We start from the raw sequence: 14,018 nt of genomic DNA, 5'->3' as shown, positions 1-14,018 counted from the left end.
ATGTTCATGAACGCATTAAGCTCAATTCCAATTCCGAAAACATACGGGCCGCTCGGCAACCTCCCATTGCTTGACAAAAACAAAGTGTCCCAGTCTCTTTGGAAAATCGCAGACGAATTGGGGCCGATCTTTCAATTTCGATTCGGGGATGCCGTCGGCGTTTTCGTTTCCAACCATGAACTGACAAGAGAGGTATGTGATGAATCACGGTTCGATAAAAACATGGGAAAAGGGCTTTTAAAGGTTCGCGAATTCAGCGGAGACGGGCTGTTTACAAGCTGGACGAACGAGCCCAACTGGCGGAAAGCCCACAATATTCTTCTCCCGAGCTTCAGCCAGAAAGCGATGAAGGGATACCATCCGATGATGCAGGACATTGCCGTTCAGCTCATTCAAAAATGGTCCCGGCTCAATCGAAATGAAAGCATTGATGTTCCGGATGATATGACGCGTCTCACGCTTGATACAATCGGATTGTGCGGCTTCAACTTCCGCTTCAACAGCTTTTACCGCGACGGACAGCATCCGTTCATCGAAAGCATGGTCCGCGGGTTGCATGAAGCGATGAGGCAGACGAAGCGTTTTGAATGGCAGGATAAACTGATGGTCAACACAAGGCGCAAATTTAACCGCGACATAGAATCGATGTTTGCACTTGTCGACCGGATCATCGCCGAACGGAAAGAAGCCGGCGGAGAAAGCGGCGATGACCTCTTGTCCCTCATGCTTCATGCGAAGGATCCCGAGACGGGTGAAAAGCTGGATGATGAAAATATCCGTTATCAAATCATTACATTTTTGATCGCGGGGCACGAGACGACCAGCGGCTTATTGTCATTTGCACTTTATCTCCTTCTGAAATCTCCTGATAAGCTAAAAAAAGCATATGAAGAAGCGGATCGCGTGCTGACAGATCCTGTCCCTTCGTATCAACAAGTACAGAAGCTCAAGTATATCCGCATGATTTTAAACGAATCCATCAGGCTTTGGCCGACAGCTCCTTCCTTTTCTTTATACGCAAAGGAGGAAACGGTCATCGGCGGAAAATACTTGATTCCAAAAGGCCAGGTTGTATCGGTTTTATTACCAAAACTGCACAGGGATCAGAGCGTCTGGGGAGAAGATGCCGAAAACTTTCGGCCGGAGCGTTTTGAACAGATGAAAAGCATTCCCCAGCACGCCTACAAACCGTTCGGCAATGGACAGCGGGCATGCATCGGCATGCAGTTCGCGCTGCATGAAGCCACATTGGTGCTCGGAATGATTCTTCAGCATTTTGAACTGGAAGACCATACGAATTATCAATTAAAAATAAAAGAAACGCTGACCTTAAAGCCCGAAGGGTTCACGATGCGGGTGAAACCGCGAAAGCAGCAGCTCATGATGACGGTCCCAGCCGGCAAAGCAAAAGAGAGCGAACCGGGGGAAGCACGCTTCGCCAAAGCCCCGCAGGAAAACGCGCATGGCATTCCTCTCTATCTGCTCTACGGTTCAAATCTTGGAACGGCCGAAGAGGCGGCAAACGAGCTCGCTGATCGGGCGCGCCGGCAAGGCTTTATGTGCCGGACGGCAGAGCTTGACCAATATAAAGGCAGCCTTCCAAAAGAGGGAGCGGTCATTGTTGTCACAGCTTCCTATAACGGAAATCCCCCGGATAATGCGAAGGAATTTGTCGATTGGCTTGAACGCGATCATCAAGACGATTTGTCCGGTGTCAAGTATGCCGTATTCGGCTGCGGAAACCGGAGCTGGGCAAGCACCTATCAGCGGATTCCCCGTCTGATTGACAGCGGATTGGAAAGAAAAGGGGCAAAGCGGCTGTTAAAGCTGGGTGAAGGGGATGCCAATGATGATTTTGAAGGGCAGTTCGAAGAGTGGCAAAGCGATCTTTGGCCGGCTTTACGAAAAGCATTTTCTTTAAAAGAACCCGCTCAGCCGGAAACGGCCGGCCAAGAACTATCTGTCGAATTTGTCAAGGCGTCTGCCGCCGCACCGCTTGCCAAAGCTTATGCTGCATTTTCTGCACAAATCGCAGTCAACCGCGAGCTGCAGTATGAAGGCAGCGGGAGAAGCACAAGACATCTTGAGCTTGTCCTGCCTGACGGGGTCGAATATGTCGAAGGAGATCATCTCGGCGTGCTGCCGCAAAACGGCGGGGAGCTGATCAGGAGGGTCATTGAACGGTTTGGCTTAAACGGGGATGAGCACGTGCAGATCAGCGGAGGCCGCGCCTCCCATTTGCCGCAAGACCGCCCGGTTCTGATAACAGACCTTTTGACAAACAGTGTTGAGCTCCAGGAGCCGGCTACAAGAGCCCAGCTTCGCGAATTGGCCGCTTATACAGCGTGTCCGCCGCATAAGCAGGAGCTCAACGAGCTGCTGGAGGACGAATTGTATAAAGAAAAAGTCTTAAGGAAACGTCTGACGATGCTCGATCTGCTTGAACAATATCCGGCTTGTGAACTGCCGTTTGCCCGCTTTTTGGCGCTGTTGCCTTCACTCAAACCGAGATATTATTCGATTTCAAGCTCGCCCCGGCATAAACAGCGGCAAGCAAGCATAACGGTTGCTGTTGTAAACGGTCCTGCTCTAAGCGGACGCGGGCAATACCGCGGAGTCGCCTCAAACTACCTGGCGGGCCTCTCCCCAGGAGAGACGATCGCATGCTTTATTCACCGGCCGCAGTCGGGCTTCTGTCTGCCTGAGGATCCGGAAACGCCGATCATCATGATCGGGCCGGGAACGGGAATTGCGCCTTACCGCGGCTTTCTTCAGGCGCGCCGCAGCCAACAAAACGCCGGCGCGAACCTCGGTGAAGCGCACCTGTATTTCGGCTGCCGCCACCCTGAGCAGGATTACCTGTATCAGGAGGAGCTGGAGAAAGCGGTGCAAGACGGGCTCGTTCATTTGCATACTGCATTTTCCCGTCTTGAAAATCGGCCGAAAACATATGTGCAAGATCTGATCAAAGAGGACTTGGAAAGGCTGATACACCTTCTCGATAACGGCGCCCGCCTGTACGTCTGCGGAGACGGCAGCAGAATGGCTCCAGATGTTGAGCATGCCCTGTGTGCGGCATATCAAAATGTCAATCATGCCAGCCGAGAAGAAGCCGAAAACTGGCTGAACGCCCTCCAGGCGAAAGGACAATATACAAAAGATGTCTGGGACGGGGGCGGCGTTTCAGACATGACGCCGGAAGTTGAGGCTGTTAAGACAAGGTGAGCGAACGGTAAAAAGAGACATTCTGTCATCAGAATGTCTCTTTATTTATTATTGACCAAGGGGCAAAGTGATACAAAATAAAGCTGCCGCGGAGAGGATATTTGGCGGTGCGCCGCTTGGATCAATATCCACCCGTGGCAAATGTTCAAAAAAACAAAAGTCAGGAATCCGTTTAGAAAACGGTATAAGGAAAAGCCAACATGACGGACTATGTGCAATCTTTTAAAAACGGCTGATCTTCAGAAGGAATTGCCATGCCGGCTCCTGAGCTTTATATCGGCACAGCCTGAAAAAAGTTTAGCTAAAGTGATTGCCTTTTTCCCGGCATGCACCATATTCTGATTTTTTCTTTTCGGCCAAGAAAATAACCGGGTAAGCGAGCAAAATGAGCCCTGTAATGAAAGCGATGATTCCCGTCCAGTGAAAATGGTTCCAGAAAAAACCGCCGAAAGAACCGGCTAAGCTTGAACCGAGATAATAGCTGAGCAAATAAAGAGATGAGGCTTGAACGCGTTTTTCATTTGCCGTCTGCCCAACCCAGGAGCTGGCGATCGAATGGGCGCCGAAAAATCCGAACGTAAAGACGGCAATGCCGGCTATTTTCAAAAGAAGCTGGGGGAAAAGTGTAAGCAATGCCCCCGCAGCCATGATAGCGACGGCGATTTTGATCATGAACGGACTGCCGAAGCTGTCGGCTTTCTTCCCCATATAAACCGAGCTGAGCGTTCCCGCCAAATAGACGATGAAGATCAGTCCGATGATGGTTTGTGACAGGCGGTAAGGCGGGGCGGTCAACTGAAAGCCGATATAGTTAAACATCGTGACAAAGCTTCCCATGAGGATGAAACCAAGCGAAATTAACAGCATCAGCCGTCTGTTGACAAGGACAGCCTTATAGGCGCCGCAAATTGTTTTCACATCGGCCCTTCTTTTCACAGAGTGCCGGGGCTTCGGCAGCAGTACCCAAAACAGATAGCTTAGGATGACGGAAATGGCGCCGATGATGCCGAGCGCTTCCCTCCAGCCGAAAAGGTCTGTTAATAGACCGGTCAAGAGCCTTCCGCTCATGCCTCCCAGGCTGGTGCCGCTAATATAGAGCCCCATCATTTTGCCAAGGCCCTTCGGATCGAATTCTTCCCCGACATATGTCATCGCAATGGCCGGAACACCCGCCAGAAAAAAGCCAAGCAGGCCTCTCATCACAATGAGAGATGCAAAGTTCGGACTGAAGGCTGTCAAAAGGCCGAGGATAGAGGTGGAAAAAAGCGAGAGCGTCATAATCGTTTTCCGGCCGAATCCGTCCGCCAATGCGGCTGCAGTCAGTAGGGCAAACGCCAATATTCCAGTTGAAATGGATAATGTTAAGCTTGCAGCTGCCGCCGATATGGCGAATTCCTCCGCAAACAGAGGCATGAGCGGCTGTGTCGTGTAAAGCGTGGCAAATGTCACAAAACCGCTGATGAATAAGGCGATGCTTGCTTTTTGATAATCCTTCGTATGCGGCTGTATGTAAGTCATGGCAGCTCCTCTTTTCTAGAATGAGAATCTATGTTTCATGGTACGCTTTCATTTGCGATGTGTCTAATTTATAATAACTATCATCATCATGCGTTTTAGTTATGAAGGAGCGGATGAGCATTGGAACACTATCAAATTGACCATTTCATGGCCGTGAGCAGGCATAAAATTACAAAAGCAGCCCAGGAACAAAGGATTTCCCAGCCGGCTGCCGCCGCGTTTCAGTTCCCGTGCGATGGTAGAGGGATGACGACCTAGCTCATGCCCGATCTTGCGGCATGGCCAGCCCAATCGATACAGCGCTTCCAGTTGTCCCCGATCAATTGTGCTAAGATGGGAGTAGCTTATGTTAGGTTCTCCCGTAGAAAATGGTGTTGTGGTTGTCAGAACCAAATAAACATATTAGAACGATGGCATTGCATATTCACAAACCGTCCTTCCATGCAAGCTGTTTATGAGGATAAATAAATAGCGACATTCTTGGAATGTCGCTTTTGTTCTCATTACGGTTACCATAAATTTATTACAATGCACCTGCATCTCTTGCCGAGTAGAACGAAGGATAAATCGGTCGATAGTTTAGTTCGTCTCTGATTCGCGTTGTATCGACGACCATCTCCCACGGATCATAATCCTTTTGCAGTGCTTCTGACGGTATCTTGCTGTTATCAAGTTGAAAAAGCTCCGCAATCGAGATGGGCGCATCGTCGCCAACATTATAGATTCGGCCATCAAAACCCGGTATAATGGCGGCGAGCATCAGGGCTTGACTTACGTCCGCATGGTGTACCATATGGATTCTTTTGGCTGGATTCCAACTACGGAAGTACGGCAGACTTTCCGTGATGTGGGGATCGCGCTCACCATAAACAAAGGGCAGCCGAACGATGCGCACTCCCAATCCCTGTTCGCGATGAAGCTGCAGCAGCGCCTCTTCGGCCTCAACTTTACTTTGAGGATAAGGATGAACGGGTCTAAGCTCGTCGTCTTCGCGGTTTGGTCTCAAACGATTAACCGAACCATAGACGTTATTGGTACTGGTAAAAACAAATCTTGGCACATCCGCCTGCAACGTTGCATGAGCTAAGGCTATACTGCCATCGAGGTTTGCTGTTCTAGTCGTATTCTCGTCTACCCCCCGGAACTGTGCAGCCAAATGAATCACAACATCATTGCCCTGGAGATCGTCGATATAGCTTTCCGGCTGCAAAAGATCGCCTTCTACAAGCTCGGCCCCTTGCTGATAAAGCCAATCCGCTTTTGCGGTGTTCCTGACTAACAATTTAACTTGGTGTCCGCGCTCCAGCATCCGGGGGACAAAACGGCTTCCTATTTTACCTGTAGCTCCTGTTACAAAAATGTTCATTTTTAATCCTCCTCAGCTTTTGAATGTCTCAGGTTTAGCTTAATAGAAGGCTCGATTAGCCGCCTTCCTGTGTTTATCGTATGATTAGGAATATCAGGATAAGGAGGAGTATGATGAAGGAGATTCCCTCCAAAAAGTTACTAGGTGATTTTTTACGTTCTCGTCGCGAACGCCTTTCTCCAGAAGATGTTGGGTTGGTATCTTATGGACGACGACGGGTGTCGGGACTTCGAAGGGAAGAAGTAGCCCAGCTTGCCCATATTGGAACTTCATGGTATACCTCATTGGAACAAGGTCGAAGTGTCAATCCATCAGAGGATGTACTCAATAGCATCGCAAACGCGTTGCGATTGACGGAGGATGAACGTGAACACCTCCACCTTCTTGCAAAACCGGCACAACAGGAAAGGGCAGTTAATGAGCAAATGAATATGGGTTTGGAACGGACAATAAGTGCTCTTGAACCTCATCCAGCTTTTATTCTCAATAGATATTGGGATTTGTTGATATGGAACAGAGCGGCTGCATTCGTTTTCCTATTACCGCCATTTTCCAATCATATGCAGCAGAGAACCAATTGGTTGAAACACCTTTTAACGAGCGGCTTGCTAGGGTCGGACAAATACAAAGCACAAATTGCGATCGCACAGTTTCGTGCAGATTATGCACATTTACGCGATGATCCGAGGTTTCATGAGCTCATTGAGGAATTAATGAAAACCAGTCAGCTGTTTTGTGAGTTATGGCCGTTACATGACGTTCAGGTCGTTACGGATCGCTACAAAAGAAGTTACGATCCTCATATCGGAGAGATGGAGTTTGAACATGTGATTCTCCAACCGTCAAAAAATCCCGACTTGAAGATGATGATTTATACAGCTTCAACAGATACGGCAGCGCGTTTGCAAAGTTTAATAAGCACTTTGTGAGATGGATAAGTTACTTGTGACTGCTGTTAAGGAGCAGCTCTCATGATCTGTTAGTATGATCTCTTGCCCGTCAGGATAGTGGAATCCTATCAAAGCCGTAACGAAAGTATCGGCAGTAGATTAAAGGCGAGCATCAGCGTAACGAAGTCTGGCGGCCACAGGGCCGCCATTTGCCGGTCAATTGCACCGTTTTAAGCCGGGGTATGGTCTTCGATATGTGTTCAACAAATGTGCCGGGAACTATCCATCAGCCCGAAGCTTGCTTTTGAAGGGGAAGAAGTGTCTTCGATTTTGGGTCTAGTATCAGCAAGGGCTTGGTGCGGCAATCCTGCCGAAAACGGCAGAGCATGTCCATTTTCTCCAGTGGCATTTTGCCGGGTTTCAGACGACCGTTCTGAGGGGAAGATCGGTCTCGCCGTAAGCACGTCGCAACTTTAAAGAATTTGTCAGCGAATACTATCGGCGGAACGAGCGGTCTGACCAGCCATAAATCAATTAAGGACTTCTCAAGATAACGAATATCCTGTATATTGATAATGATAATTATTATCAATTGGAGGATTGGACATGAGGAAAAAGCATGATTCTTATATATTTATCGTTTTACTCGCTTTCGCTCTATTTCTTTCCGGCTGTCAAAGCGGCCAGAAACAAGCAGCATCAGTGAAGAATGAAGAGAAAACAAGAGTGGTGAAAACCATCAATGGAAATGTCAAGATCCCGGCCAATCCGAAGCGGGTCGTGACGATCGGCTATGCGGCAACAATGCTCGCATTCGGAATCAAGCCGGTCGGTGAAACGGGGAAGTATCTGGAAAACCCTTATATTAAGGAGCAAGTGTCCGGAATGAAAGATATCGGGGCGAAAGACGGCGTTTCAGTGTCAGTTGAAAAGATCTTTAAGCTGAAGCCCGATTTGATCGTCTCGATGAATAACGATCCAAAAGTCTATGAAAAACTGTCAAAAATCGCTCCGACTGTTGTCTATCCGTTCGGCACATTTAAGGATGCCCGCGAGGAAATGAAAACATTCGGCGAGCTGCTCGGCAAGGAAAAAGAAGCTGAGGAATGGACGAAAACGTTTAATCAAAAAATGGAAGCAGCCCGCGCGAAACTAAAAACTGCATCTGTTCAAGATCAGACGTTTTCTTTGATCGGGGCCTATGCAAAATCGTTGTATGTCTATGGCGCTTACGGGTATAGGGGAGGAGAAGCCATCTATCAGCAGCTGGGGCTGACACCGCCTGATTCTGTCAAAAAAGATGCCATTGATGCATCAGAGGGATACAAGGTTATCTCCTTAGAAGTTCTTCCTCAATATGCCGGAGACTACATATTCGTCGATGAATCCTACAGCGGAAAGCTTGATCAGGACAATTCAGTTTGGAAGTCGCTTGACGCGGTGAAAAATGGCCGGGTATTTTTCCTTGACCCTGACAGATTCTGGCCGTATGATCCAAACGCCGTTCAAGCACAGGCAGAAGAAATTGCCGATATGCTTGTAAAGCAAAACGAACAGGCTGAAAAGTAGTTTGGAAAACGGCGGGAAGTCATTATCTCAGAAGGACTGCTTCCCGCTGCAGCATTTTTTCACTCGTAATGCTGAAATTGAATATCCAATGTGCGAAGATAAGTTTGCAGACCTGCATCCTGAATCGGAATAATGTAGGCTGGCTCATTCGATTCATTGTGATGGGAGTGCCACAGACCGGGTGGTGTGATAAAGGCTTTTCCGGTTTCCCAGTCCACTCGAATCGGATCGATGATCTCTTTTGTGGAAGGATCGATTTGCTTTCCGACCAATGTATACGTGCCCGGTGCCGCATAGGCGACAAAGTCAAGAGCGACCGATTTATGGCTGTGCGGCGCTTGACGGGAGCCGGGCGGGACGATGCCGAACATAGCCCACAGGACATGTGTGATCGTCAGCGTTTGGTCAAAGATTTCGTTGTTGAGCAGAACGGAGATGCGGTTTCGTAAATGGGCGTCAGGGGATGCGGCTGCTTCCTCTAATTTGGCCTTTGCTTGTTCAGCAGTGTAAAGGGTTGGTTTGAAGCGTGCTTTAGCGGGTTTGACTCCTAAATAATCAAGGAGTGGCGAATCTGTAATATAATAGATGGCCGTATCTGCGGCTGCGCGGTGGCAGCTGTTTGATTCTGCGGGCAGTGTAAAAAAGTCTCCTTTTTTCCAGCTGATCGTTTCACCGTTCACATCTGTAGTGCCTGAGCCTTCAATGACGTAATAAAGTTCGCTTGTCGCACGAGGCGCTGTCTCGATCGTGTCGCCTGAACAAATCTTGATGAAATGCGCGAGAAGGGAAGGGCTTGAAGCAGCATAATCCGTCTTCAGTTGTTCGGAGATGTCCAGCGGGATGATCCGCGTTTCACCTGTCTCATACAATTCAGGGCCGAACTCTTTCACAGGCACCGGGCTGATTATTCCGCTTCCAATCGGGTCCGAGGCAGTGGTATACTCAAAAAAACGGGCATGTTTCGTCAAATGCTCTATTCGCGTTTCAAATTGAGAATGAGTGGACATGAAAAAAACCTCCTTATTTTTTGATAATTCAATCATATCTCATTTGGAAGATGCTAGTAAACAGCGATCTGAATAGAAAACGATAAAGAAAGAGGGATTTGTATTGGGGAAAGGATTGAACGGCAGAAGAATCGCCATCGGCGCATCGCGTAAAACTGAGGAAATGAGCACACTCATCAAAAAGCAGGGCGGAATTCCCGTCGTCCGCTCCCTGCAAGGTACCGTGTTTTTGGCGGAAAAAGAGGTCGGGCCTGATTTGCAGACATTTGTTGAAACAGGAGCCGATTGGGTGATTTTCACGACCGGAATCGGTACGGAAACACTTGTCAGTCTGGCTGAGAAACTTGGAATCGGCGAACGCTTTTTGCAGGTCATCCGTCAGGCAAAAGCGGCATCAAGGGGCTACAAAACGGCCGCCGCCTTGAAAAAGCTCGGCATCACGCCGACAGCCTCTGATGATGACGGAACGACGAAGGGGTTGATTGAATCGCTTAAACCTTATGATTTTACCGGTAAGCGGGTTATGGTTCAGCTCCACGGCGAAAACGCGCCATCACTGCTTGCGTTTTTGGAGGAAAAAGGCGCCGCTGTCTTCCCGCTTCTTCCATATCAGCATGTCGCGCCTGATGAGGAAACCGTTGCTTTACTGTGCCAAGAGCTGCTTGATCATGAAGTGGATGCCGTTTGCTTTACAACGGCCGTCCAAGTCCGTTCGCTTTTCAAATTCGCAAAGGAAAACGGAGTGCGGGAGAAAATCGTCCAAGCGTTTCAGGACCACGTCCTTGCAGCAGCCGTCGGAAAGGTGACGGCAGAGGCATTGAGCGAAGAAGGTGTGGTGCGGCTGCTTGCGCCTGAGCTCGAACGGATGGGGGCGATGATCGTTGAACTGTCCAGGTTCTATGAGACGGACAGAAACCCTGAGTTTGATGGAAGTTGATTACCGTGGAGGCTTAAAACGAAAAAACGCTTGGGCTGGCTGCCTAAGCGTTTTTTTCGTCACAGATGGATAAAATCATCCGGGTAAACGACAAATTTGCGTTCCCCCCTGAAAACACAGGCGGGCTTCGATCCGACCGCCAGAATGCCCTTGCTGCTGACGAGGGCTCCTGTTTCCTCAGTAAGTGCGATGACAGGGTTATGGAATTTCTTGATATACTGTTTGATTAATGGGTCATTTTCATGACTGTAGTGGCACCAAATCGAGTACTCTCCTGCAAGCTGTAAACCTTGAAAACGGCGCACCCCGAAAGTGTTTTTATCAAGATGGGAACAAGTCATGATATTTTGCCCTAAAATGACGGCTCCCGCACTTCCCCCATAGATGATGCCGCCGTTTGCGAAATAGTTTTTGAATACATCGCTGAACTGGGCATCGCGAATATGCTTTAATAATTGAAAGGTATTTCCGCCGCCGATATAAACGGCGGAAAAATGATCTAAATCTTGAATCGTTTTGTTTTTCAGATTTGTCCACATGGTGATGTCTTTTATGCCGAGCGGCTTAAAAACCCTTTGGATCCACTGAAAGCCATCATCAAACATGGAGGCATCCATTGCAATCGGAATATACAATAGCGGCTTTCTTGGCCCCGCTTCCTCTGCAAACCGCCGATCCAGCGCTTGCGTCTGCTCTTTGTCTCCGCCGCCGGAAAGAAACAATTTCCCCATCAATCCCCATTCCTTTTTCATTTTTATTCATGATCCTGTTTCAATTTATCATTCAACACACTGTCCTCCAAAACAGCGAATTTATCACCGTATACTTTCGTAATATGTTTTTCGCCCCAGGCGCACAGGGAGTCTAAGATGCCCTCAAGCGTCCGTCCGTATTCGCTCAATTCATATTCGACTTTTGGGGGAACCTGCTGGTAGACAATTCGATTGATGACGCCGTCTTCTTCCAGCTCGCGCAGCTGCTGGGTCAGCATTTTTTGAGTGATGTTCGGCATGAGGCGTTTCAATTCACTTGTCCGTTTTTTTCCGTGCGTCAAGTGGCACAGGATGACGCATTTCCATTTTCCCCCGATCACTTCAAGGGTCGCTTCAACTGATATATTGTACTTTTTCTGCTTCATGTTTATCCTCCTTTTGGGTACAAAAAAGTGCCTATATCACTTTTAGGTTCCTATCATACTTAAAAGTGCGTACTTTTCTTTGATCTCTATATGGATGATAATATCATGTGCCGGCTGTTGTTTGCTATACACGATAACAAAAGGAGGAGAAAAATGTCTTCTATTCAGCATAAAAAGCGCAGTATATTGGCGCTGTTAGCTTTGGCTGTCAGCGCATTTGCCATCGGAACGACGGAATTTATCAGCGTCGGGCTCTTGCCTTTGATCGCCGGGGACATGCACATCCCCGTGACGACGGCCGGGCTGACGGTTTCTTTATATGCGCTGGGCGTGACGTTTGGAGCGCCTGTTTTAACATCATTGACATCGCGGATCCCGCGGAAAACGCTGCTGCTTTTGATTATGGTCGTTTTTATGATCGGAAACGGGATCGCCGCTTGTGCCGGAACGATCGGTGTTTTGCTCGCCGCCCGTGTGCTTTCCGCGTTTTCGCACGGTGTGTTTATGTCAATCGGTTCAACGATTGCTGCGAGCCTGGTGCCGGAAAACAAACGGGCCGGCGCGATTTCGATTATGTTTACCGGACTGACCGTAGCGACGATCACAGGTGTTCCAATCGGCACCTTCATCGGCCAGCAATTCGGCTGGAGATTGGCCTTTATGGCCATCGTTGCCGTTGGAGCGCTCGCGTTGATCGCCAACAGCATCCTTGTCCCGGCTGATTTGCCGAAAGGTGCGCGAACGACGTTCCGGAGCCAGTTTAAACTTGTGGCGAACGGCCGCTTGCTCCTGTTATTTATCATTACGGCCCTTGGATACGGAGGAACATTTGTCGTCTTCACGTATTTATCTCCGCTGCTTCAGCATGTAACAGGCTTTAAGGCAGAAGCCGTTGCGGTTATTTTGCTCGTATACGGGGCTGCGATTGCCCTCGGCAACATCATTGGCGGAAAGGCGGCAAACCAAAAGCCGCTTGATGCATTATTTTATATGTTTATAGCCCAGGCGGCAGTGCTTTTCATTCTCACAGCGACAGCCCCGTTTAAAACAGCCGGGCTGATCACGATCATTTTGATGGGGTTTTTAGCTTTTATGAATGTTCCCGGACTTCAGGTCTATGTCGTCATGCTGGCTGAGCGGTTTGTTCCGGGAGCGGTGGATGTCGCATCAGCCGTTAATATCGCCGCGTTTAACGCAGGCATTGCCATCGGCTCTTACGTGGGAGGAATCATCACAGACTCGATCGGGCTGATCCACACGCCATGGGCCGGCGGGTTTATGGTGCTCGGCGCTGTCCTTTTGACAGGCTTATGCAGGAGCTTTGAACGAAAAGATGAAAAACATGATCAAGCTGACAAAGTCTTCTTTGCCGATGATGGAGACTGCGCTTGATCAAAACAACACTAATCAGGAGGTCAATCATGACTGCAAAACATTTACAAGATCGAATCACTTTGCATAACGGCAAGGACATGCCCTGGTTTGGGCTCGGTGTATTTAAGGTGGAAGAAGGGCCTGAGCTGGTTCAGGCGGTCAAAACGGCGATTGCCCACGGCTATCGCAGCATTGATACGGCGGCAATCTACGGAAATGAAGCAGGAGTCGGACAGGGAATCCGTGAAGGGATCAAGGCGGCCGGTATTTCAAGAGATGATATATTTGTCACGTCAAAAGTATGGAATGATGATTTAGGCTATGAGTCTACCATCTCCGCCTATGAAGCGAGCCTTGAAAAATTGGGGCTTGATGCGCTGGATTTATATCTGATCCATTGGCCTGTCGAAGGGCGGTATAAAGAGGCCTGGAGGGCGCTGGAAACCCTTTATGAAGCAGGGCGCGTGAAAGCGATCGGAGTCAGCAATTTTCAAATCCACCATCTCGAAGATTTGTTGAAGGATGCCAAAATCAAACCGATGATCAATCAAGTCGAGTACCATCCGCGCCTGACACAGAAAGAACTTCATTCATTTTGCAGCGTTCACGGGATTCAGCTTGAAGCTTGGTCTCCGTTAATGCAGGGGCAGCTGCTCGACCATCCGCTTTTACAAGACATCGCCAAAAAACACGGCAAAACCGCTGCCCAAGTTATATTGCGCTGGGATTTGCAAAACGGCGTCATCACGATTCCGAAATCAACCAAACCGCAGCGGATTGCGGAAAACGCGGATATATTCGATTTTGAGCTGACACAAGAGGAGATGAGGCAAATTGACGGGTTGAATGAGAACACCCGCGTCGGCCCTGATCCTGACAATTTTGACTTTTAAGTCATGACACCGTTCGATGGTCGAACGGTGTTTGTTGTCCAGCTTTTTCACAATTGCGTTTTAGAAAAAGTGAGATTTTTAAAGAAAAGAGACGAAAGTAT

General features: G+C 48.7%; 12 protein-coding genes and 2 pseudogenes. 8 read left to right on the top strand and 6 right to left on the bottom strand.

The features are described from left to right. The first annotated feature begins 6 nt into the window (after window positions 1–6). Window positions 7–3,225, top strand: a complete 3,219-nt coding sequence (locus ACINLD_RS09295; protein WP_077736345.1) for a bifunctional cytochrome P450/NADPH--P450 reductase — start codon at window positions 7–9, stop codon at window positions 3,223–3,225. 297 nt (window positions 3,226–3,522) lie between these two features. On the opposite strand, the gene ACINLD_RS09290 is transcribed toward ACINLD_RS09295, so the two are convergent. Next, window positions 3,523–4,743 carry an MFS transporter gene (locus ACINLD_RS09290; protein WP_077736346.1) on the bottom strand — a complete coding sequence of 407 codons (1,221 nt, stop codon included), beginning with the start codon at window positions 4,741–4,743 and terminating at the stop codon, window positions 3,523–3,525. Between the two features lie 120 nt (window positions 4,744–4,863). On the opposite strand from ACINLD_RS09290, the gene ACINLD_RS09285 reads away from it, so the two are divergent. Next, window positions 4,864–5,001: a hypothetical protein gene (locus ACINLD_RS09285; RefSeq protein ID WP_236251299.1), complete on the top strand. Its 138-nt coding sequence runs from the start codon at window positions 4,864–4,866 to the stop codon at window positions 4,999–5,001. On the opposite strand, the pseudogene ACINLD_RS09280 reads toward ACINLD_RS09285, so the two are convergent. Then, window positions 4,948–5,091: pseudogene (locus ACINLD_RS09280) on the bottom strand (helix-turn-helix domain-containing protein); the annotation flags it as partial. The gene ACINLD_RS09285 and the pseudogene ACINLD_RS09280 overlap by 54 nt on opposite strands. Window positions 5,092–5,266: 175 nt before the next feature. Continuing rightward, window positions 5,267–6,109: an NAD-dependent epimerase/dehydratase family protein gene (locus ACINLD_RS09275; protein ID WP_077736347.1), complete on the bottom strand. Its 843-nt coding sequence runs from the start codon at window positions 6,107–6,109 to the stop codon at window positions 5,267–5,269. Window positions 6,110–6,222: 113 nt separating this feature from the next. Between ACINLD_RS09275 and ACINLD_RS09270 the strand changes: the two genes are divergently transcribed. From ACINLD_RS09270 to ACINLD_RS09260, 3 genes and pseudogenes are all read left to right on the top strand, one after another. Further along, window positions 6,223–7,038 carry a helix-turn-helix transcriptional regulator gene (locus ACINLD_RS09270; protein WP_026588044.1) on the top strand — a complete coding sequence of 272 codons (816 nt, stop codon included), beginning with the start codon at window positions 6,223–6,225 and terminating at the stop codon, window positions 7,036–7,038. Between the two features lie 190 nt (window positions 7,039–7,228). Next, a pseudogene (locus tag ACINLD_RS09265) lies at window positions 7,229–7,528 on the top strand (LysR substrate-binding domain-containing protein); the annotation flags it as partial. 77 nt (window positions 7,529–7,605) lie between these two features. After that, window positions 7,606–8,568: an iron-hydroxamate ABC transporter substrate-binding protein gene (locus ACINLD_RS09260; RefSeq protein ID WP_026588043.1), complete on the top strand. Its 963-nt coding sequence runs from the start codon at window positions 7,606–7,608 to the stop codon at window positions 8,566–8,568. Window positions 8,569–8,627: 59 nt separating this feature from the next. Here the strand turns inward: ACINLD_RS09260 and ACINLD_RS09255 are convergent, their stop codons facing one another. Next, window positions 8,628–9,575 carry a cupin domain-containing protein gene (locus tag ACINLD_RS09255; RefSeq protein ID WP_026588042.1) on the bottom strand — a complete coding sequence of 316 codons (948 nt, stop codon included), beginning with the start codon at window positions 9,573–9,575 and terminating at the stop codon, window positions 8,628–8,630. A gap of 103 nt (window positions 9,576–9,678) precedes the next feature. Here ACINLD_RS09255 and ACINLD_RS09250 point away from each other — a divergent pair, with 103 nt between their 5' ends. Continuing rightward, window positions 9,679–10,512, top strand: a complete 834-nt coding sequence (locus tag ACINLD_RS09250; RefSeq protein WP_077736348.1) for a uroporphyrinogen-III synthase — start codon at window positions 9,679–9,681, stop codon at window positions 10,510–10,512. 59 nt (window positions 10,513–10,571) lie between these two features. Here the strand turns inward: ACINLD_RS09250 and ACINLD_RS09245 are convergent, their stop codons facing one another. Together ACINLD_RS09245 and ACINLD_RS09240 are read right to left on the bottom strand one after the other, a co-directional pair. Then, on the bottom strand, window positions 10,572–11,264 hold the full coding sequence (locus ACINLD_RS09245) for a Type 1 glutamine amidotransferase-like domain-containing protein (protein WP_236251146.1): 693 nt from the start codon (window positions 11,262–11,264) through the stop codon (window positions 10,572–10,574). A gap of 2 nt (window positions 11,265–11,266) precedes the next feature. Next, window positions 11,267–11,650, bottom strand: a complete 384-nt coding sequence (locus ACINLD_RS09240) for a winged helix-turn-helix transcriptional regulator (RefSeq protein ID WP_026588039.1) — start codon at window positions 11,648–11,650, stop codon at window positions 11,267–11,269. 153 nt (window positions 11,651–11,803) lie between these two features. Between ACINLD_RS09240 and ACINLD_RS09235 the strand changes: the two genes are divergently transcribed. Further along, window positions 11,804–13,042: an MFS transporter gene (locus ACINLD_RS09235; RefSeq protein ID WP_026588038.1), complete on the top strand. Its 1,239-nt coding sequence runs from the start codon at window positions 11,804–11,806 to the stop codon at window positions 13,040–13,042. Between the two features lie 29 nt (window positions 13,043–13,071). Continuing rightward, entirely contained in the window at window positions 13,072–13,917 is an 846-nt protein-coding gene (locus tag ACINLD_RS09230) for an aldo/keto reductase (RefSeq protein WP_142246099.1), read from the top strand. The last annotated feature ends 101 nt before the right edge of the window (window positions 13,918–14,018 follow it).

Origin of the sequence: Bacillus sp. z60-11 (assembly GCF_046464135.1) — a bacterium.
Classification (GTDB): Bacteria; Bacillota; Bacilli; order Bacillales; family Bacillaceae; genus Bacillus; species Bacillus sonorensis_A.
The sequence above is the reverse complement of the archived record's forward strand: the minus strand, read 5'-3'. Positions and strand labels throughout refer to the sequence as shown.

What these genes read in the sequence shown, in the direction of transcription:
- ACINLD_RS09295 (WP_077736345.1), top strand. Translation starts at nt 7, where the DNA reads ATGAACGCATTAAGCTCAATTCCAATTCCGAAAACATACGGGCCGCTC.
- ACINLD_RS09290 (WP_077736346.1), bottom strand. Translation starts at nt 4,743, where the DNA reads ATGACTTACATACAGCCGCATACGAAGGATTATCAAAAAGCAAGCATC.
- ACINLD_RS09275 (WP_077736347.1), bottom strand. Translation starts at nt 6,109, where the DNA reads ATGAACATTTTTGTAACAGGAGCTACAGGTAAAATAGGAAGCCGTTTT.
- ACINLD_RS09270 (WP_026588044.1), top strand. Translation starts at nt 6,223, where the DNA reads ATGAAGGAGATTCCCTCCAAAAAGTTACTAGGTGATTTTTTACGTTCT.
- ACINLD_RS09260 (WP_026588043.1), top strand. Translation starts at nt 7,606, where the DNA reads ATGAGGAAAAAGCATGATTCTTATATATTTATCGTTTTACTCGCTTTC.
- ACINLD_RS09255 (WP_026588042.1), bottom strand. Translation starts at nt 9,575, where the DNA reads ATGTCCACTCATTCTCAATTTGAAACGCGAATAGAGCATTTGACGAAA.
- ACINLD_RS09245 (WP_236251146.1), bottom strand. Translation starts at nt 11,264, where the DNA reads ATGAAAAAGGAATGGGGATTGATGGGGAAATTGTTTCTTTCCGGCGGC.
- ACINLD_RS09240 (WP_026588039.1), bottom strand. Translation starts at nt 11,650, where the DNA reads ATGAAGCAGAAAAAGTACAATATATCAGTTGAAGCGACCCTTGAAGTG.
- ACINLD_RS09235 (WP_026588038.1), top strand. Translation starts at nt 11,804, where the DNA reads ATGTCTTCTATTCAGCATAAAAAGCGCAGTATATTGGCGCTGTTAGCT.
- ACINLD_RS09230 (WP_142246099.1), top strand. Translation starts at nt 13,072, where the DNA reads ATGACTGCAAAACATTTACAAGATCGAATCACTTTGCATAACGGCAAG.